The following is a 20631-nucleotide window of genomic DNA, read 5'->3' on the forward strand; positions in this document are numbered from 1 at the left end:
TGCGCCAAAACAAAACATCCTAGTTTAAATAATTATGCTAAACTTTACGCCTTTTGCATCCAGGTTTTAAAATCTATTTCTTTCTTTATTATAGCTTTTAACTCGGTAATTGCTACGCGTTTTTGTTCCATTGTATCGCGATGGCGAATGGTTACTTTCTTGTCTTCTTTGGTGTCGTGATCTACGGTAATGCAAAACGGCGTTCCCGCTGCGTCTTGTCTTCTGTAACGTCTTCCTACAGCATCTTTTTCGTCGTAAATAACGTTAAAATCCCATTGTAATTCTTCTACGATTTCCTGAGCAATTTCGGGTAAACCGTCTTTTTTCAACAAAGGAAAAACCGCCGCTTTGTAGGGCGCTAAAATTGCGGGTAATTTTAAAACCGTTCTGGTATTGCCGTCTTCTAAAGTTTCTTCTTGCAAAGAGCTGGAGAAAACCGCCAAAAACATGCGGTCTAAACCTATAGAAGTTTCGATTACGTAAGGCGTGTAATTTTTGTTCATTTCCGGATCAAAAAATTGTAAACGTTTACCGGAATGCTCTTCGTGTGCCTTTAAATCGAAATCTGTTCTGGAGTGAATGCCTTCCAACTCTTTAAACCCAAACGGAAAATCAAACTCGATATCTGTAGCGGCATTGGCATAATGCGCCATTTTTTCGTGGTCATGAAAGCGGTATTTATCTTCTCCTAAACCTAAAGAAGCGTGCCATTTTTGTCGGGTTTCTTTCCAGTGGTCAAACCATTTGAACTCTTCTCCCGGACGTACAAAAAATTGCATTTCCATCTGTTCAAATTCCCGTTGACGGAAGATAAACTGTCGCGCTACAATTTCGTTTCTAAAAGCTTTTCCTATTTGTGCAATTCCAAAAGGTATTTTCATCCTTCCGGTTTTTTGCACGTTAGCAAAATTTACAAAAATACCTTGCGCGGTTTCGGGACGTAAAAATAAATCTGTAGCACTGTCTGAAGAGGCGCCCAATTTGGTACCAAACATCAAGTTGAATTGTTTTACGTCTGTCCAATTTTTAGAACCGCTGGCAGGGCAAGCAATTTCCAGTTCTTCTATTAAAGCTTTTACGTCTTGTAAATCTTCGTTGGTTAAAGATTTTGCCAAGCGTTCTAAAATTTCTTTTTCTTCTTTTTTATACCGTAACACCCGCGGATTGGTGCTTACAAATTCTTCTTCGTCAAATTTATCGCCAAAGCGTTTGCGGGCTTTTTTTATTTCTTTTTGCGCTTTTTGGTTTATTTTTTCGGCGTGGTCTTCTACCAAAACATCTGCGCGGTAGCGTTTTTTAGAATCTTTATTATCTATAAGCGGATCGTTAAAGGCATCTAAATGCCCGGAAGCTGCCCAAGTTGTTGGGTGCATCAAAATTGCAGCATCTAAGCCTACAATATTTTGGTGCATTTGCACCATGCTTTTCCACCAATAATCTTTAATGTTTTTTTTCAATTCGGCACCGTTGGGGCCATAATCGTACACGGCACTCAGGCCGTCATAAATCTCGCTCGATGAGAAAATATATCCATATTCCTTTGCATGCGAAATTACTTGCTTAAAAGTATCTTGTTGTTTTGCCATAGCGCAAAATTATAAAATTGGGTTTGTATTTAGTATATTCTATTGTTCAAATTATTATAAATAAGCTTACTGCAACTTAAAACTTGTGCTGGCAAGCCGTCGCGGACCATCAAAAATGTTTACAATGTATCTGCCTTCTAAAAGATTTTTTGGTTGCGCTTGCATAAGTATACAAACATCTACTTCTTCATTATTGTATTGCAAGTTAGTAGACTCACTATAATATAATATTTGTTTTTTATAATTTTTAGACATTTTTTTGCCCATTAAATTGTTTTTAGGATTAATTACCTGAATAAAGAAGGTTTTTTCTCCCGCATCTACGATTAAATTTTTATTTACCGTAAAGCATACTCGTATTTTTTCTGCCTTGTTAGCTTTTTTGGTAGCGTAAATATTCCTGTTTTTTTTGAGATAAACCGCCTCTGTGTGTAAACCGCTTAGTTGCAGAACAGATGCTTTTTCAATTTTTTCATTAAGTTTAGCATTAGCTTCTAAAATAGAATCTGCTACAAAGCGTTGGTTTTCTATTTGGCTTTTGGTACTGTCTATGGTAGAAAGCAAAGCACGATTTTTTTGGGTGAGACTGTCTACGGTTTTAAGCAAACGTTTTTTTTCCATTTTTAATAAATCTGCTTGCACTCTATATTTTCTGTAGCGTTCAAAATCCAGTTCCATTGCATTTAACGAGTCTAACAAAATAATAATACGTTCTTGTTCGGTTTTTAGATTGGTACGCAAGTTACTATTAGATTCTATTAGCTTTTGGTAATCGTCTTGCATTTCTTGCAAATCTGATTTTAGCAGGTCGTTTTGTCTTTTTAATTGGCTTGCACTGTTTACAGAATTAGTGTAGAAATTATAGGTATAAAAAGAAAGTCCTATCAAAGAAATGCCCAAAACTATAATTAAAAGTTGCAAAACTTTCACATTCTTTTTCTCGCTCATAACCAACTTGTTATATTTTTTATTACTTTTAAAACATTGTTTTGCCCCTTTAACTTTATTCTTACAAAAATGTTTAGGGATATTTACAATTTCGTTTTCACGGAAACTTGCGCCGGTTGTCAAAAAATATTGGTCAAAAAAGAAAAACTGTTATGCTTATTTTGCAAGCACCAACTTCCTTTGACCAATTTTCATAAACATAACGAAAATACGTTAAAAAATATATTTTCGGGCAGGATTCCGGTTAATTACGCCACGGCTCTTTTTTATTTCCATAAAAAGGGCATTACCCAACAAATTTTACACAATTTAAAATACAAAGACACTCCAAAACTGAGTAATTATTTTGGTCTTTGGTATGCAGAAGAACTACAGCAAACGCAATGGATTAGAGAAATAGATGTCATAATTCCCGTACCCTTGCATGCCAAACGTTTACGCGAAAGAGGCTATAACCAGACAGAAGGTTTTGCTAAAGAACTGAGTAAAAAATTGGCAAAACCCTGTTATTTAGATGTTTTACAAAAAACTTCGGCAGCCAGAACACAGGTTTTTAAAAGCAAAATTGCGCGCTCAAAAATAGATTTGCACTTCTTTAACCTTAAAAATCCGCAAAAAATAAAAGACAAGCATGTTTTGTTGGTAGACGACGTTATTACCACCGGATCTACAATGCAAACCTGCGTAAAAACCCTATTACAGGCTTCTTCCGTAAAGGTAAGTCTTGCCAGCATGGCGTTTACGGCTTAAGAAAAAAATTCGTTTCTTTGTTGCAAATTTACTTTAAAAATGGCGAAGCGTTTTTTCTATATACTTGGCAGTGTTCTCTTTCTTGCGCATTTTACACATTGCGCTAAACGCGGAATGCCTACCGGCGGACCAAAAGACACCATTCCGCCTTCTGTAATACGCACTTTTCCAGAAAATTACAGTACCAATTTTGACAAAGAGGAAATTACCATTACTTTTAACGAGTATATTAAATTACAAAATCCGCGGCAGCAAATTATTTTCTCGCCTCCTATGGATCCTAAACCAAGTTTACGCCCAATGGGAGGAGCCAGCAAATCTTTAGAAATTCTTATTTTAGACACGCTTGCCAAAAACACCACCTACAGTATAAATTTTGGAAAAAGCATTGCAGACAACAATGAGGAAAATCCATTTCCTTTTTACAAATATGTATTTTCTACCGGCAGTTATATAGATTCTTTGCAAGTTACAGGAAAAGTAAGCAACGTCTTACAAAAAGAAACAGATGCTTTTATTTCTGTAATGTTATATAAAGTAGACTCTACCTATACAGACTCTGTTATCTACGAAAAAGCACCTACTTATATCGCCTACACAAAAGACAGTACAAACGTTTTTTCTTTAGAAAATTTGAAAGAAGGAAAATATAAAATGTTGGCTGTAGCCGATAAAAACGAGAATTATAAATTTGATCCAAAAACAGAAAAAATTGGGTTTGTAGAAGGTTTTGTAAACTTACCTACAGATAGCACTTTTAGCATTTCTGTTTTTCAAGAAAACTTAGATTTAAAACTAATTAGACCAAAACAAGTATCTAAAAATCATCTTATTTTTGGTTACGAAGGTCTGGCAGACAGCGTAAAAATAAATTTACTTAATGCCCAAACAAGCAGTTATGACTATCAAATTATAAAAGATAATAAAACCGATACTTTGCATTATTGGTTTAAACCATTTTTTGAAACCGACAGTCTTGTTTTTGAAGTTTCGGGAAAAAATTATAAAGACACTTTGGTAACGCGCATTAAAGATATGTTACCGGACAGCTTAGATATAAAAGCTTCTGCTCGCGGAAGCATTAATATAGACGAAGATTTTGGGTTGAGCGCTAATATTCCTTTACGGAAAGTAGACACCTCTAAAATACAATTATTTGATAAAGACTCTGTTTTGGTAGATTTTAAAACGCGTTATGAAGCTTTATACAACAATTATTTTATAGATTTTGAAAAAGAACCAGAACAAAAATATCGTCTCAATTTACTACCCGGTGCCTTAACAGATTTTTTCGAAAACCAAAACGACAGCTTGCAATATAGGTTGCAAACCCCAAATTTGGCAGATTTGGGTATTTTGAATTTTACGGTAAGCAACTTGAATAATTATCCGGTTTTACTACAACTAACCAACGAAAAAGACGAAGTAGTAAAAGAAAAATACCACACCCAAGAAGATGGCAATAGTTTTGAGTTATCTTATATAAAACCCGGCACCTATTATGTACGTTTAATTTTTGATGAAAACAGCAATAAAAAATGGGATCCCGGTAATTTCCTAAAAAACCAACAACCCGAAAAAGTAATTCATTACCCAAAAGCCTTAGAAATACGACCAAATTGGGATGTGGTAGAAACCTTTATTTTAAGGTAAAAGCATCTTGGTCTTGCAAAAAAGCAAAATCTTTTCTGGTTTGCTGCAATTTTTCTGCATCTAGTTCTACCTGAATAATTTCGTCTGTTTCCAGATTTTCTGGTGAGAGCGGTTGGCCCAAAGCATCTAAAACAATAGAATGTCCATTGTACGCATTGTTATTTTCGTCATTGCCAATCCTGTTTACGCCGGCCACATAACTCATATTTTCTATAGCTCGCGCTTTTAAAAGATGATCCCAGGCATAAACTCTTTTTTGCGGCCAGTTGGCATTATAAAATAAAAAATCATAGTCTTCTGTATTTCTAGCCCAAACCGGAAAACGTAAATCGTAGCAAATAAGCGGACAAATTTTCCAGCCTTTATAATTTACCAATAAACGCTTTTCTCCCGCACTATATTTATGGTGTTCGCCGGCAAAAGTAAATCTATGGCGTTTATCGTAAGTCTGGTAATGCGCATCCGGAAAAACAAAAAACATACGGTTATAGTAGTTTTCGCCTTCTTTAATAATTATGCTACCGGCCAGCGCCGTGTTTTTTTCCTGCGCGGTTTGTTGCATCCACGCTAAGGTTTTTCCGCTTTCGGTTTCTGCCAAAGGCTCCGGGTGCATAGAAAAACCGGTGCTAAACATTTCGGGCAAAATAATTAAATCTGTATTTTGAATAGAAGCAATTTTTTTACTGAAATGTTCTCTGTTGCGTTCTGCATCTTCCCAAAATAATTCGGTTTGAATTAAGGCGACTTTTAAATTTTCCATAAAGGAAATATACTGAAATTGTAAACAGAAACAAAAAACGATTATCTAATTACAAACGTTTACAAACAATTGCAAACAGATATAAATGTAAACAACTGTTTAAGAACCAACTAAATTTTACCAAGGCTCGCATATTTGTCCTGTTGAATTGACCAAACGATATTCAATTAATTAAATCTTTTATTATGAACGCACTTAGAAACAAAGTACAGTTAATTGGCAGATTAGGACAAGAACCTGAAATTGTAAATTTTAAAGACGGCAACAAAATTGCCAAATTCTCTATGGCTACAGACGATAGTTATAAAGACAAAAACGGCCAAAAAGTAGAACGCGCCTACTGGCATAATGTAATAGTTCGCGGTGGTTTGGTAAATGTGGTAGAAAACTACGTTAACAAAGGCCAAGAAATTGCTATAGAAGGCAAATTAACCAACCGTAGTTGGGAAGATAAAGCCGGTAATAAAAAATATATTACCGAGGTTTTGTGCAATGAATTATTGCTTTTAAGTAAGGCATAAATAAGACTTTTCTTAATGTGCTTTTAACTACGGACGAAGTAAATGCAATAGCCAGTATTTTTATTGTTTCTTAAACGATAAATAACTGCTAATTTTATATAAAAGCATTCTTTACGGAATGCTTTTTTTATGTTTATAATTATAAATTTCTTATATTTAGAAAGTTACATTATAAATTTAACATTATGGGCATTAAAAACTTTCAAGGAAATCATATTGGTAAAGAACCGGTTGCTGCAGAGAAAATAACCGTACGCGATTTTATGACCGAAGATATTACCACTTTTAAAAAAGGCGAATCTATCTTAGACGTGATGGAAACTTTGGTGAAATTAGGAATATCTGGCGGACCGGTGGTAGACTCCCACAACGAACTTATAGGAATAATTTCTGAAGGAGATTGTATAAAACAAATTGCAGAGTCCCGCTATTATAATCAACCTATGGAAGCTACAAACGTAGAAGACTATATGATAAAAGATGTAGAAACCGTAAGTCCGGATATGCATTTATTTGATTTAGCCAACAAATTTCTAACGCTAAAAATAAGACGTTTCCCCGTTTGTCACGAAAACAAATTAATAGGATTGGTTAGTCAAAAAAGCGTGTTGAAAACCGCTTTAGCCCTTCACGGCCATAGTTGGTAAACTTAAAAATAAATATCTTGCACCAATCGGTAAGTATTGGCGTGGGCTTCTACAATATATTTTATTTCATTAGAGTAGCCGCCGCCCATACTTATTTCTACCGGCAAATTTTGTTCTTCTAAGCTTTGCAAAACAAATTTATCTCGCTCTTTGCAACCGGCAAGACTTAAACTAAGTTTCCCTAGTTTATCGGTTTCTAAAACATCTACTCCAGCTAAATAGAAAACAAAATCTGGCTTTACTTTTTCTAAAAGACCTGGCAATGTTTCCTTAAACTTTTTAAGATATTCTGCATCTTGAGTCTCATCAGGCAAACCAATATCTAAATCTGATTTTTCTTTTTTAAACGGATAGTTTTTTTCGCCGTGCATAGAAAAAGTAAAAACCCGGGGTTCTTCCTCAAAAATTTTTGCAGTCCCGTTGCCTTGATGCACATCTAAATCTATAATTAAAATCTGCTTTGCCAAACCTTGATCTAACAAATATTGGGCTGCTACCGCTTGATCGTTGAGCATACAAAAACCTTCTGCACTATCGCTATAAGCGTGGTGTGTACCGCCGGCAATATTCATTCCTACGCCATTTTCTAATGCAAATTGGGCTGCTTGCACCGTACCGCCAGTAATTAAACGTTCGCGTTCTACCATAATCCGCGAAAGCGGAAAACCACTTCGTCTAATTTGTTTTTGAGTCCATTTTAAGTTTAAAAAATCATAATAATATTCGGCATCGTGAACAGCCAAAATAGATTTATCGTTTAAAATTTCCGGCTCAAAAAAATTATCTTTATTACACGTGCCTTCCAGTAATAATTGTTGCGGCAATAGTTCATATTTTTCCATAGGAAAACGATGCCTAGGCGGCAAAGACAAAACATAACTAGGATGAAAACCTATTTTTAGCACTTCCTAAAATCCGTTTTTTAGCTTATAATTTTTCCGCTGTTCACGGCTTTTTCATCCGGATTTACAAAAACCAATTTTCCGTCTGCATTTTCTGTCATTAAAATCATGCCCTCGCTTTTGGTACCGCGCAGTTTTATAGGTTTTAAATTGGCAACAACGCTCACTTTTTTACCAACAATTTCTTCGGCGGTAAAGTGCTCTGCAATTCCCGAAACAATAGTGCGTTTATCTATACCGGTATCAACAGTTAACACCATTAATTTTTTGGTTTTTGGCATTTTTTTGGCTTCCAAGATGGTTCCTACGCGTAGATCTAATTTGGTAAAATCGTCAAACTCTATCAATTCTTTTTGCGGGATCACCTCTTCTTCTTCCGTGGCATTTACTTTTTTGGTAGCTTCCAATTTATCTAACTGGGTTTGAATTTCGTTGTCTTCTACTTTGCTAAACAACAATTCGGTTTTGCCTATTTGGTGTCCGGCTTCTAGTAAAGCTTCCGCGGAAGCGATTGCCCTCCACTCCGAATTATTTTCGCTCTTATTAGAAGTGATGTTTAGCATTTTACTAAGCTTGGCAGCGGTAAACGGCAAAAATGGTTTGCTCAAAGTAGCCAAGGCAGCCGCTATTTGAAGTGCCACATACATTACAGTTTTTGTACGCTCTTCATCTGTTTTAATGGTTTTCCAAGGCTCTTCGTCTGCTAAATATTTATTTCCCAATCGTGCCAAATTCATCATTTCTGCCTGAGCTTCCCTAAAGCGATATTTTTCTATAGAGCTTGCAATTACGGCAGGATAGGCTTTTAACTCTTCTATGGTTTTTTTATCTATTTCTTTTAATTCCGCGAAAGCGGGAACTTTTCCGTCATAGTATTTATGCGTCAAAACTGCCACGCGGTTTATAAAATTACCAAAAATACCCACCAATTCGCTATTGTTGCGCTGCTGAAAATCTTTCCACGTAAAGTCGTTGTCTTTGGTTTCTGGTGCGTTTGCGGTTAAAACATAGCGCAAAACATCTTCTTTGCCGGGAAAATCTTCGAGATATTCATGCAACCAAACCGCCCAATTTCTGGAAGTAGAAAGTTTGTTACCTTCTAAATTTAAAAATTCGTTGGCCGGCACGTTATCCGGCAAAATATAGTCGCCGTGGGCTTTTAACATACACGGAAAAATAATACAGTGAAAAACAATATTGTCTTTTCCTATAAAATGTACCAATTTGGTATCATCGTTTTTCCAATAAGGTTCCCAATCTTTATTTTGACGTTCTGCCCATTCTTTGGTGGCAGAAATATAGCCAATTGGCGCATCAAACCAAACGTAAAGAACCTTACCGTCGCCGCCTTCTACGGGAACGGGAATTCCCCAATCGAGATCGCGGGTTACGGCGCGCGGGCGCAAACCATCGTCTATCCAGGATTTACATTGGCCGTAAACGTTAGATTTCCAATCTTTTTTATGTTGGTCTAAAATCCACTCTTTTAGCCAAGGTTCGTATTGGTCTAAAGGTAAAAACCAGTGTCGGGTTTCTTTTAAAGTTGGCACGTTGCCGGTTATGGCAGATTTTGGATTAATTAAATCTGTTGCGTTGTGCGATGTTCCGCATTTTTCACATTGATCGCCATAACTTTCTTCAAAACCACATTTTGGGCAAGTACCAACCACAAATCTATCTGCCAGAAATTGTTTTGCTTCCTCGTCGTAGAGTTGCTGAGTTACTTCTTCAATAAATTTACCTTCTTCGTATAATTTTTTAAAAAAAGCAGAAGCGGTTTCGTGGTGTGTTTTTCCGGAAGTTCTGGAATAATTATCAAATTCAATTCCGAAATCTTGAAAAGATTTACGGATAATAGCATCGTATTTATCTACCACATCTTGCGGACTAACCCCTTCTTTTTTCGCTTTAAGCGTAATTGGCACACCGTGCTCGTCACTACCGCAAACAAATAAAACATCTTCGCCACGCATTTTTTGGTAGCGCGCATAAATATCTGCAGGAACGTAAACGCCCGCCAAATGACCAATATGAATAGGACCATTGGTATATGGCAAAGCGGCGGTAATGGTATATCTTTTTGGTGTGCTCATTGTTTTTAATTTTATTAAGCTGCAAAGGTACGGAAAGCAGACAATTTATAAATTTTTGCAATGTGAAATTATTTCTATATTCACATCCTAAATAACTAAACTTAAAATGATGAAAAAAACAAATCAAATTTTGCTCTTTTTTATCTTGAGCCTGAGCTTGATTGCCTGTAGTAGCAATGATGACAGCACGCCTACGCCAACTCCTGAACCGTCGAGTGACAATTATCTTAAAATTGGAGAAAACACCTATGATTTAAAATTTGGAAGACTAGAATATTTTGAAGAATATAATGGTGTTCACAGCTTTGATTTGGAATTACTAAATGAGGGAATTAGCTCAGAAAATGGCGAGCCAACAACAGAGAACCTTCACGGCATTATTTTTGAAATTAACACCAGCACTCCCGCTGATATTAATACCGGCACCTATACAGCCAGTACAGATTATATAGATTATTCTTTCAACGGCGCGACAACAGTAGAGAATTATAATATAGATACCGAAGAAGGACATTATAGAGGAATTAACTCCGGAGAACTGGAAGTTTTACAAAATGGTAATGTTTATGAATTTTCTTTTGAAGGAAGCACTACAAACGACATACCGGTATCGCTTTATTATAAAGGCGGTTTGATTTGTCCAGATTTGGAGAAAACCAGTAATTCTTCCATAAAGTTTCACAAAAAATAACACATAGTTAAACTTTAATACAATCAATCCCTCCTTTTTTTAAATTGGAGGGATTTTTTTATCTTCCCATATTACTAAAAAGCCTTTATGAACATTCCTAAAAAACTTCAAAAAAACGACAAAGTAGCAATAATTGCCACTGCAAGAAAAGTAAAAAAAGAAGACTTACAACCCGCAATTAACCTATTAGAATCTTGGAACCTGGTTACTGTAATTGGTTCTAGTATTGGTTTGGAAAACAATCAATTTGCCGGCAGTGATAAAGAGCGCGCAGCAGATTTGCAACAACAACTAGACAACCCTGAAATTAAAGCCATTTGGTGTGCCAAAGGCGGTTATGGCACGGTGCGTATTTTAGATTTACTCGATTTTTCTAAATTTAAAAAATATCCAAAATGGTTAATTGGCTATAGCGATGTTACCGCTTTACATAGTCATTTAAACACTTTAAGAATTGCCACTTTACACGGCCCAATTGCTTTAGATATAGAAAAAAAACCACAAAAAACAAGAGATATTCTTCGAAAAGCACTTTTTCAAGAAGACTTAAATTACCAATTTAAAAGCGATAGTTTAAACCGAAACGGAACCGCTAAAGGAGAGCTCGTAGGCGGAAATCTTTCGGTTTTATATTCGCTTATGGGAAGTAAAACAGATCTTGACCTTAACGGAAAAATCTTATTCTTAGAAGATTTAGACGAATACCTTTACCATATTGATAGAATGCTGCAAAACCTAAAACGCAACGGCTGGTTTAAACAACTTAACGGTCTTATAATTGGCGGAATGAGCAATATGAACGATAACAACATACCCTTTGGTAAAACCGCCAAAGAAATAATTGCAGAAACCGTAGCAGAATATGATTTTCCCGTAGCGTTTAATTTCCCCGCCGGACATATAGACGACAACTGCACCCTCCTATTGGGACAAAAAGTAAACTTACAGGTAGAAGCAAAAGGAAGTGCTTTAAAATATTCTGGTTTTTAAACCAATTCTAAATTAGATTTTTACTGAATTTACTTCCAGAAAACCCGTATTTTAGACGTCAATTTAAAATTACGCGCTTGTGTGGTTTATCAAAAATGCAATTACCCGCAAAAACTTAATGGCCTTAACCGGTCTTTTTCTCTGTTTTTTCCTAATTATACATTTGTTGGGAAATTTACAATTATTGCTACCGCAGGAAAAAGCACAGCTGCAATACAATGCGTATAGCGCATTCTTATCTGGTAACATTCTTATTAAAATGGTTTCCTATGTTTTGTATGCTACAATAATCTTGCATAGTATAGATGCTGTTTACCTTAGCATAAAAGCCAAAAAAGCTGCCGGAAAATCGTATGCAAAAGATAGGCGAAATCGTGCAAGCACTTGGTACTCGCGCCAAATGATGCTCTTAGGACTTATTGTTTTTGCTTTTTTGGTAATTCATTTTAAAGACTTTTGGTTTCCGTATAAGTTCACAAAAATGCCAACCGATCTTCAAGGAAACAAAGATTTATACACGTTGGTTGTTCTTGCTTTTCAAGAATTATGGTATGTAATTTTGTATACTGTTGCTATTTTGGCTTTGGGTTTTCATTTATTACACGGTTTTTTTAGCGCCCACAGAAGTTTGGGTTTGTACCACCCGTATTACAATAAAATAATAAAATTTATAGGAGTTGTTTTTGCAGTTGTTATGACTTTTGGCTACCTCATCATTCCGTTTTACCTCTATTTAAATCTATAAATTATGGCACAAAATATTTACGCCAATATTCCCGAAGGCGATTTAAAAGATAAATGGAGTACTTATAAAAACAAGGCAAAACTGGTAAGTCCCAACAATCGTAAAAAGCTAGAAATAATTGTTGTAGGAACCGGCTTGGCGGGAGCTTCGGCCGCAGCTTCTCTTGCCGAAATGGGTTACAACATAAAAAGTTTCTGTTTTCAAGATTCGCCAAGACGCGCACATTCTGTTGCCGCGCAAGGTGGCGTTAATGCCATGAAAAACTATAAAAACGATGGCGACAGCGTTTACCGCATGTTTTATGACACCTTAAAAGGAGGCGATTTTAGAGCTAGAGAAGCAAATACCTATAGATTGGCAGAATGTTCTGCCAGTTTAATAGATCAAGCAGTGGCGCAAGGCGTTCCTTTTGGTAGAGAATACAGCGGTTATTTACGCAACCGTTCTTTTGGCGGCGTGCAGGTTTCCAGAACATTTTATGCGCGCGGACAAACGGGACAACAATTACTTTTGGGTTCTTACCAAGCTTTAATGCGGCAAAAAGAAGCCGGCAAAGTACAGTTATTTGCCCGCCACGAAATGCTGGAATTAATTACCATAGATGGCAAAGCAAAAGGAATAATTGCCCGTAATTTAGACACGGGAAAATTAGAACCTCACAGCGCACACGCCGTAGTTTTGGCTACCGGCGGTTTTGGAAAAATCTATTATCTTTCTACGCTGGCAATGGGTTGTAACGCTTCGGCAATTTGGCGCGCCCATAAAAAAGGAGCTTGGATGGCCAATCCCAGCTGGACGCAAATTCACCCAACAAGTTTGCCACAAAGCGGCACTTACCAATCTAAACTAACCTTAATGTCTGAATCTTTACGGAATGATGGCAGGATCTGGGTACCAAAAGATAAAAACGAAACCAGAAAACCAAACGAAATCCCGGAAGAAGAACGCGATTACTATTTGGAGCGTAAATATCCAGCTTTCGGAAATTTGGCACCTAGAGATATTGCTTCGCGTTCTGCCAAAGAACAAATTGATGCCGGAAAAGGCGTTGGCCCCTTAAAAAATGCCGTTTATTTAGATTTTAAACACGCGTTAAAAGAATATGGTAAAGAAATTATTAGCGAGCGTTATGGTAACTTATTTAAAATGTACGAAAAAATTACAGGTGTAAATGCCTACAAAGAACCTATGAAAATTTCTCCCGCGGCTCATTTTTCTATGGGCGGACTTTGGGTAGATTATGATTTACAAACCAACATTCCCGGTCTTTTTGCCATTGGCGAAGCAAATTTTTCAGATCATGGCGCCAATCGGTTGGGTGCAAATTCTTTATTGCAGGCTTGTGTAGATGGGTACTACATTTTGCCTTATACTCTGCAAAATTATTTGGCAGACCAAATTCAAGTAGAAAAACCAGCTATTAATCATCCAGCCTTTACCACTTCCGTAAAGGAAATAAAAGCGCAGCTACAAGAATTTATTCAGAATAAAGGCAACAAAACCGCCGAAGAATACCACCGCGAATTAGGGAAAATACTCTACGACAAATGTGGTTTATCGCGCTCCAAAAAAGGATTGGAAGAGGCAATTGCTTCTATAAAAACTTTACGGAAAGATTTTTCGGAAAATTTATTAGTTCCCGGCAAAGAAGAAGAAATTAACAGCGAATTGGAAAAAGCAGGTCGGGTAAAAGATTATTTAGAACTGGCAGAACTTATGTGCTTAGACGCGTTAAACCGAGACGAGTCTTGCGGCGCACATTTTAGGGAAGAATACCAAAGTGATGAAGGCGAGGCAGAACGCAACGATCAAGATTTCTGTTATTCTGCCGCTTGGGAATGGCACAAAACCGCCTCAACACCCGTTTTACATAAAGAACCGCTGGTATTTGAATTTGTGAAACCTACCAAAAGGAACTATAAATAGCAAGGTTATGGAGATACATCTTAAAATATGGCGACAAAAAAACCAAGAAAGTAAGGGGGCGTTAAAAAATTATACCTTGACGGAAGTAAATCCTGCAATGTCTTTTTTGGAAATGCTGGATATGCTTAATTTAAAACTAGCCAAAAAAGGCGAGCAGCCCGTAGAATTTGGTCACGATTGTAGAGAAGGTATTTGCGGGCAATGCGGGATGATGATAAATGGTATTGCACACGGACCGTTAAAAAATACCACCACTTGCCAATTACATATGCGCACATTTAAAGATGGCGATACGATTTATATTGAACCTTTTAGGGCAAAAGCTTTTCCTGTAATTAGAGATTTAAAAGTAGATAGAACTGGTTTGGATGCTATTATTGCTGCCGGCGGCTATATTGCTGTTAACACCGGCCAGGCGCCAGAAGCCAATAGTATTCCGGTAACGCATTATGAAGCAGAAAATGCTTTTGATGCCGCAGCGTGTATTGGTTGCGGGGCTTGTGTGGCATCGTGCAAAAACGCCAGCGCAGCACTTTTTACAGCATCTAAAATTTCTCATTTTGCCAATTTACCCCAAGGTAAAAAAGAAAGTGCCCAGCGGACTGTAAAAATGGTAAACCGAATGGAAGAACTGGAATTTGGTCATTGCACCAACACAGAAGCCTGCCAAGTAGAATGTCCACAAGATATTTCTGTATTGCATATTGGCCGTATGAATTATGAATATAACAAGGCTAAATTAAAGAAAAAAAAGAAGTTGTAAAATATACACTATTTAATACATATTATACATTTCTAGAATCAGATCATACATTTTAAGAACTTAATTCAAATTTTATTCATAAATTAGTAGTTGTTTAACACTAAAACTATAAAATTATGAAGAATAATTTACCGAAATTAGGATTATTATTATTGATTGGTGTATTTGGCGCTTGCAGCAGTGACGACAGTAACAGCGAGCAACAAATAGATGCCACCGTTAATGATTTATTTCAGGTGCAAAATGCTAATCTTCAGCACAAAGAATTTCCTACCGCTACCTCAGATGCTACATTAGAGATAGTAAGTATAAACACCAATGTAATTCCCGGCGGAACTTCGTATGCTACCATTCAAACCAGTACTCCTGCACAAAAAATTTATGTAGGTGCTGTTGAAGAAGCTGGTTATTATGAAATACAACCGGAAAACAGTGCAGAATTAGATCAAAACTTTATTTTAAAAATCAACCAGTTAAACGAGGAAGAAAGTTTTACGGTTAGATTGGCCTATTTAGATGAAAACAATCAAGTGAGCCAGACCGTATATGCAGATCTTTTAGTAACCAACGTAGGCACGGGAACTTTGCAGGTAAGTCTTTCTTTTGATAACGACAAAGACGTAGATTTACACCTAATAGAGCCAGATGGCGAACATATTTTTTACGCTAGTATGAGCAGTAGTAACGGAGGAGAATTAGATTTAGATTCTAACCCAGGCTGTTCTATTGACGGTATTAATAACGAAAACATTTTTTACCCGGAAGATGCAGAATTAGATGCCGGAACCTATTCTGTATACGTAGATATGTATTCCAATTGCGACGAAACTATTGCTACTAATTTTGTAGTTTCGGTTTATCTAGATGGGGTAGAAATTACTACTTCAGGAAACAATCCTTACAGCGGTAATTTTCCGGTAGGTTTCCCAAGTAATCATGGCGGCTCAGGTATAGAAAATGACATAGCTCCTGTTCTAACTTTTGATATTACAGAAGATCCGGCTAGAGCAGTTTCGGCAGCCAAAAAAGTGTTTGAGCCAAAACCTTTAACGCAAAGTGCTAAAGATAAATTAGAAATTTCTAATCAACGATAATTGCTTAACCAAAGCTAAGTTGTTAAGGCAGGCGCAATTTATTTTGTACCTGCCTTATTTTTTTATAAGCCATTTAAGGATTTCTTGTAAAAATAATGCGATGTATCGGAATATGTACAAATGCACCAAATGTTGTATCTTAGTAAGCATAATTTGTAAACAAATGGCAGCACACAACGATTTAGGCCAAATTGGCGAAGCAATGGCAGCCGAACACCTGCTTAAAAACGGCTATAAAATTTTAGAACGCAATTACCGTTACCTAAAAGCCGAAGTAGATATAATTGCCCAAATGGGCAACACGCTTTGCGCGGTAGAGGTAAAAACCAGAAGTACGCCAGATTTTGGCAATCCGCAAGATTTTGTAAAACCGAAGCAAATTCAGCTTTTGGTAAAAGCCATAGACCATTACGTTAGCAGCAAAGATTTAGATGTAGAAGTGCGTTTTGATATTGTAGCCATAATTAAAAACAAAAGTGGCACGCGCTTAGAGCATTTAAAAAATGCTTTTTATCATTTTTAAGCAGTCAAAATCTTAAAAAAATTAACATTTTTAAAGTTTTTTATAGAGTAAGTCGTTATATTGCGGTTAAACCTTTCTAACCATGCAAAAACTTTACTTACTTCTAGTTTTCTCTTTCTTCTTTTCTTTTTCTAATGCTCAGGATGCGCCATTTATTACTACTTGGGAGGTAGAGGCGAATGATTTGGAAATAACTATTCCTACTACAGGAAGCGGATATGATTATACAATTGACTTTGGCGATGGAACTGTCGAGAATAACGTATCTGGGAATATTTCTCATACTTATGATTCTCCGGGAACATATACCGTAAGTATTACTGGTGATTTTCCTAGGATATATTTTCTTGCATCTCCATATCGTCATAGGATACAAAGTGTTGAGCAATGGGGGGACATAGAATGGGCATCAATGCAAGGAGCATTTTTATTTTGCAAAAATCTTATCCTTAATGCCAATGATACTCCAGATTTAAGTCAAGTTACTGATATGAGTAAAATGTTTTATAATGCTGAGTCGTTGAATCAATCTCTAAATAATTGGGATGTTTCTAATGTTACTAATATGAATGGAATGTTTTACGGAACAACTACTTTCAATCAATCCCTAAATAATTGGGATGTTTCTAATGTCACTAATATGGGCGGGATGTTCAGTTATACGGATGCTTTTAACCAACCATTAAATGAATGGGATGTTTCAAGTGTTAATGATATGAGTAAAATGTTTTATAAAGCAGAGTCCTTTGATCAACCTCTTAATAATTGGAATGTTTCGAGTGTTACTGATATGAAGGAAATGTTTTTCCACGCAACTTCTTTTAATCAATCCTTAAGTGATTGGGACGTTTCTAATGTTATAAATATGAATTCTTTGTTTAGCGGGGCTGTAAAATTCAATAAACCTTTAAATAATTGGGATGTATCTAATGTTTCAGATATGGGTCGTATGTTCAGTTATACACGTAAATTTAATCAATCAATTAATAATTGGAATATTCTTAGCGTAACCGACATGAACAGTATGTTTAAAAATGCAAGTTCTTTCAACCAACCATTAAATAGTTGGGATGTTTCTAATGTGAGCTTTATGGCTAAAATGTTTTCTAACGCTATATTATTTAATCAGCCTTTAAGTAATTGGGATGTTTCCAATATTACTAATCTAGAAAGTATGTTCTTAGATGCTTGGAATTTTAATCAAGACTTATCGAATTGGAATTTTAATGGAAATGTTGATTTATCTAATTTTTTAAATAACTCTGGTTTAGATATAGCAAACTACGATTTACTTCTTTCAAGATTTCAAGATCTAAACCTTCAAAACGTAAATTTATCTGCTTGGAATTTGATTTATTGTGATGCTACTACACACAACTATCTTACCGAAGATTTAGGTTGGTCTATAGATGGAGACGCTTTATTGGTAAATTGCAATACGTCAATACCTGAAGATGCCTTCGTAACACGATGGGAAGTATCAAATGCAGATTTAAGTATCACTATTCCTGCTAATTTTTCGCAAAATTATAATTACTCTATTGATTTTGGTGACGGTACCTTATTTAATAATCAAACCGGAAGTATTACCCACACTTATGGTGCGCCAGGAATATATGTTATAAGTATAACTGGACAATTCCCACATATTATTTTAGGTGCAGAGCAAGGCTATAAACTTAGAAGTATTGAGCAATGGGGAAATATTGAATGGGAATCTATGAGAAAGACGTTTGAATCTTGCATTAGAATGGTTATTAATGCAACTGATACACCAGATTTAAGTCAAGTAACAAACCTAAGTTTTATGTTTCACAATGCACGAATTTTTAATAGATCAATAAATAATTGGGATGTATCTAATATTACTAATATGAACGCTATGTTTAGTGGAGCTACTAGATTCAATAAGCCTTTAAATGAATGGAATGTTTCAAATGTTACCAATATGAAAGGAATGTTTGAGGAAGCTGAGTTTTTTGATCAGCCCTTAAATAATTGGGATGTTTCTAGTGTTACAGATATGAGTTTAATGTTTTACGGGGGGACATTTAATCCTAAATCATCATTTAATCAACCTATAGGCAATTGGAATGTTTCAAATGTAACAAATATGGCACAAATGTTTCACAATTCACCCTACTTCAATCAGCCATTAAACAACTGGGATGTTTCAAATGTTACAAACATGGAACGGATGTTTCAATTTTATGATTCAGATAATACTTCGGGAACAAATTCCTTCAATCAGCCACTTAATAATTGGAACACTAGTAATGTTACAGATATGGATTGGATGTTTCTTAACAATAAACTATTTAATCAACCATTAAATAATTGGCTTGTAGACAATGTAACGAATATGAGAGGTATGTTTAGTAATACTACAAATTTCAACCAGAACCTATCCAATTGGAGTTTTAACAATGAGGTGACTCTTAATAGTATCGATGATTATGGCTTTATAGAAAACAGCGGTTTAGATCCTTTCAACTATGATGCTTTACTGGCACGTTTTGAAGAATTGGGTATAGAAAATAAAACCCTAATCGCAGACAATCTAGAATATTGCAATGCGGGGGTTAGAAACGAATTGATAGACAATCTTGGTTGGACAATAAGCGGCGATAGCGTTTCGGAAGATTGTGCTTTCAATTATGTATCTGGAAATCTTCATTATGATGATAATAACGACGGTTGCGACAATAACGATATACCTGCAGAAGGTTTTCTTATAAATGCCAATGACGGCACCTACGATTTTGGTACTTTTAGTTTGGCAGACGGAACTTACAATTTGAATTTACTTGAAGGTAATTATACCATTACATTAAACAACCTGCCTCAATATTATACTGTAAACCCAGAAACCACAACATTTAATTTCACAGGTGCCGGCGAGCAGGAACAACTAGATTTCTGCCTTACCGCCAATCAAACAGTAGAAGATCTAAACATAACACTATTACCAACATCAGAAGCCCGGCCCGGTTTTGAAGCAGATTACCAATTGGTAGTAGAAAATATAGGAACGCAGAGTCTTGCTACGGCCAACATCAGCTTGATATTCGACGACACCAAACAAAGTTTTGTAAGCGCAACTCCGGCAGAAACTTCCAGTACAAACAATCAATTAAATTTTGAAGTAAATAATTTACCGCCTTTTGGGCAGCAGGTAATAGATTTTACCATGCAAACCTTTCAGCCGCCAACAGTAAACGGAGACGACATTTTAAATTTTACCGCTACTATTAGTCCAAATGCTAACGATTATACACCGGAAGATAATACATTTATTTACGAACAAACCGTGGTAAACTCTTTTGACCCTAACGACAAGCAGGTTTTACAAGGCGAACAAGTGCATATAGACAAAGCCGACCAATATTTAGATTATCTTATCCGTTTTCAAAATACCGGAACAGCAAGCGCCATCAACGTGCGTATTTTAGATACTTTACATCCAGATTTAGATTACAGCACCATAAAACTCATAAGTGCCAGCGCAGATTATCGCGTAGAAATAACCAATGGCAACGAAGTCGAGTTTATTTTTGATGATATTTATTTACCGCACGCGGACGAAAACGAACCCGAAAGTCACGGTTTTGTAGCTTATAAAATCAAACCAAAAGCAGGCGTTGCAATTGGCGATGTAATAACCGGCGATGCCAGTATTTTCTTCGATTTTAACGCGCCTATTATTACCAATACCGTTTCCACGGAATTTGTTGACGATCTCAACACAGATAGTTACAGCTTAGAAAACCTGGTACGCATTTACCCAAATCCGGTAACTGACTTGCTTAATATAGAAACCGCAGAGAATATCCAGTTAAAAAGTTTAAAATTATATAATCTGCAAGGACAAGAATTGCTTCAATTTCCGCAAAGCACAAAAAGAATTAATTTATCGCAACTAAGCGCAGGAATGTATATTTTAAAAGTGCAAACAAACCAAGGTTCTATTAATCAACAGATTCTTAAACAATAAATTTTATAATTGAATATCGCCTCAAATAAAGAGGCGATATTTGGT

The 20631-nt window shown here is 36.1% G+C and carries 17 protein-coding genes; 12 read left to right on the top strand and 5 right to left on the bottom strand.

The features are described from left to right. Positions 1-44 precede the first annotated feature (44 nt). Together FKR84_RS00555 and FKR84_RS00560 are read right to left on the bottom strand one after the other, a co-directional pair. On the bottom strand, positions 45-1586 hold the full coding sequence (locus FKR84_RS00555; RefSeq protein ID WP_141420233.1) for a glycine--tRNA ligase: 1542 nt from the start codon (positions 1584-1586) through the stop codon (positions 45-47). A gap of 66 nt (positions 1587-1652) precedes the next feature. Beyond that, entirely contained in the window at positions 1653-2534 is an 882-nt protein-coding gene (locus FKR84_RS00560; protein ID WP_141420234.1) for a hypothetical protein, read from the bottom strand. Positions 2535-2714: 180 nt separating this feature from the next. On the opposite strand from FKR84_RS00560, the gene FKR84_RS00565 reads away from it, so the two are divergent. Then, a complete protein-coding gene (locus tag FKR84_RS00565; RefSeq protein WP_233357615.1) occupies positions 2715-3284 on the top strand; it encodes a ComF family protein in 570 nt (189 codons plus the stop codon). 39 nt (positions 3285-3323) lie between these two features. Continuing rightward, a complete protein-coding gene (locus tag FKR84_RS00570; protein ID WP_141420236.1) occupies positions 3324-4937 on the top strand; it encodes an Ig-like domain-containing protein in 1614 nt (537 codons plus the stop codon). On the opposite strand, the gene FKR84_RS00575 is transcribed toward FKR84_RS00570, so the two are convergent. After that, entirely contained in the window at positions 4924-5697 is a 774-nt protein-coding gene (locus FKR84_RS00575) for an amidohydrolase (RefSeq protein WP_141420237.1), read from the bottom strand. The two genes, FKR84_RS00570 and FKR84_RS00575, sit on opposite strands and share 14 nt — an antisense overlap. Before the next feature lie 185 nt (positions 5698-5882). Here FKR84_RS00575 and FKR84_RS00580 point away from each other — a divergent pair, with 185 nt between their 5' ends. Continuing rightward, positions 5883-6218 carry a single-stranded DNA-binding protein gene (locus FKR84_RS00580; RefSeq protein ID WP_141420238.1) on the top strand — a complete coding sequence of 112 codons (336 nt, stop codon included), beginning with the start codon at positions 5883-5885 and terminating at the stop codon, positions 6216-6218. A gap of 185 nt (positions 6219-6403) precedes the next feature. Next, the gene (locus FKR84_RS00585) at positions 6404-6865 is read left to right on the top strand and encodes a CBS domain-containing protein (RefSeq protein ID WP_141420239.1); all 462 of its coding nucleotides are present in this window, start codon (positions 6404-6406) and stop codon (positions 6863-6865) included. A 2-nt stretch (positions 6866-6867) separates the two neighbouring features. On the opposite strand, the gene FKR84_RS00590 is transcribed toward FKR84_RS00585, so the two are convergent. After that, entirely contained in the window at positions 6868-7770 is a 903-nt protein-coding gene (locus FKR84_RS00590) for a histone deacetylase family protein (RefSeq protein WP_141420240.1), read from the bottom strand. A 17-nt stretch (positions 7771-7787) separates the two neighbouring features. After that, on the bottom strand, positions 7788-9860 hold the full coding sequence (metG, locus tag FKR84_RS00595) for a methionine--tRNA ligase (RefSeq protein ID WP_141420241.1): 2073 nt from the start codon (positions 9858-9860) through the stop codon (positions 7788-7790). A 106-nt stretch (positions 9861-9966) separates the two neighbouring features. Here metG and FKR84_RS00600 point away from each other — a divergent pair, with 106 nt between their 5' ends. The 8 genes from FKR84_RS00600 (at position 9967) to FKR84_RS00635 (ending at position 20586) form a co-directional block, all read left to right on the top strand. After that, the gene (locus tag FKR84_RS00600) at positions 9967-10551 is read left to right on the top strand and encodes a hypothetical protein (protein WP_141420242.1); all 585 of its coding nucleotides are present in this window, start codon (positions 9967-9969) and stop codon (positions 10549-10551) included. 87 nt (positions 10552-10638) lie between these two features. Further along, positions 10639-11541 carry a S66 peptidase family protein gene (locus FKR84_RS00605; RefSeq protein ID WP_141420243.1) on the top strand — a complete coding sequence of 301 codons (903 nt, stop codon included), beginning with the start codon at positions 10639-10641 and terminating at the stop codon, positions 11539-11541. An 88-nt stretch (positions 11542-11629) separates the two neighbouring features. Next, a complete protein-coding gene (locus FKR84_RS00610; protein WP_141420537.1) occupies positions 11630-12286 on the top strand; it encodes a succinate dehydrogenase cytochrome b subunit in 657 nt (218 codons plus the stop codon). 3 nt (positions 12287-12289) lie between these two features. Continuing rightward, positions 12290-14212: a fumarate reductase/succinate dehydrogenase flavoprotein subunit gene (locus FKR84_RS00615; protein ID WP_141420244.1), complete on the top strand. Its 1923-nt coding sequence runs from the start codon at positions 12290-12292 to the stop codon at positions 14210-14212. 7 nt (positions 14213-14219) lie between these two features. Beyond that, positions 14220-14975, top strand: coding sequence for a succinate dehydrogenase/fumarate reductase iron-sulfur subunit (locus tag FKR84_RS00620; protein ID WP_141420245.1), 756 nt, complete (start codon positions 14220-14222; stop codon positions 14973-14975). Positions 14976-15091: 116 nt separating this feature from the next. Next, the gene (locus FKR84_RS00625) at positions 15092-16069 is read left to right on the top strand and encodes a YfaP family protein (protein WP_141420246.1); all 978 of its coding nucleotides are present in this window, start codon (positions 15092-15094) and stop codon (positions 16067-16069) included. Between the two features lie 163 nt (positions 16070-16232). Continuing rightward, positions 16233-16592: a YraN family protein gene (locus FKR84_RS00630; RefSeq protein ID WP_141420247.1), complete on the top strand. Its 360-nt coding sequence runs from the start codon at positions 16233-16235 to the stop codon at positions 16590-16592. 82 nt (positions 16593-16674) lie between these two features. Next, a complete protein-coding gene (locus FKR84_RS00635) occupies positions 16675-20586 on the top strand; it encodes a BspA family leucine-rich repeat surface protein (RefSeq protein WP_141420248.1) in 3912 nt (1303 codons plus the stop codon). The last annotated feature ends 45 nt before the right edge of the window (positions 20587-20631 follow it).

It is taken from the genome of Haloflavibacter putidus (assembly GCF_006546625.1).
Taxonomy (GTDB): domain Bacteria; phylum Bacteroidota; class Bacteroidia; order Flavobacteriales; family Flavobacteriaceae; genus Mesonia; species Mesonia putida.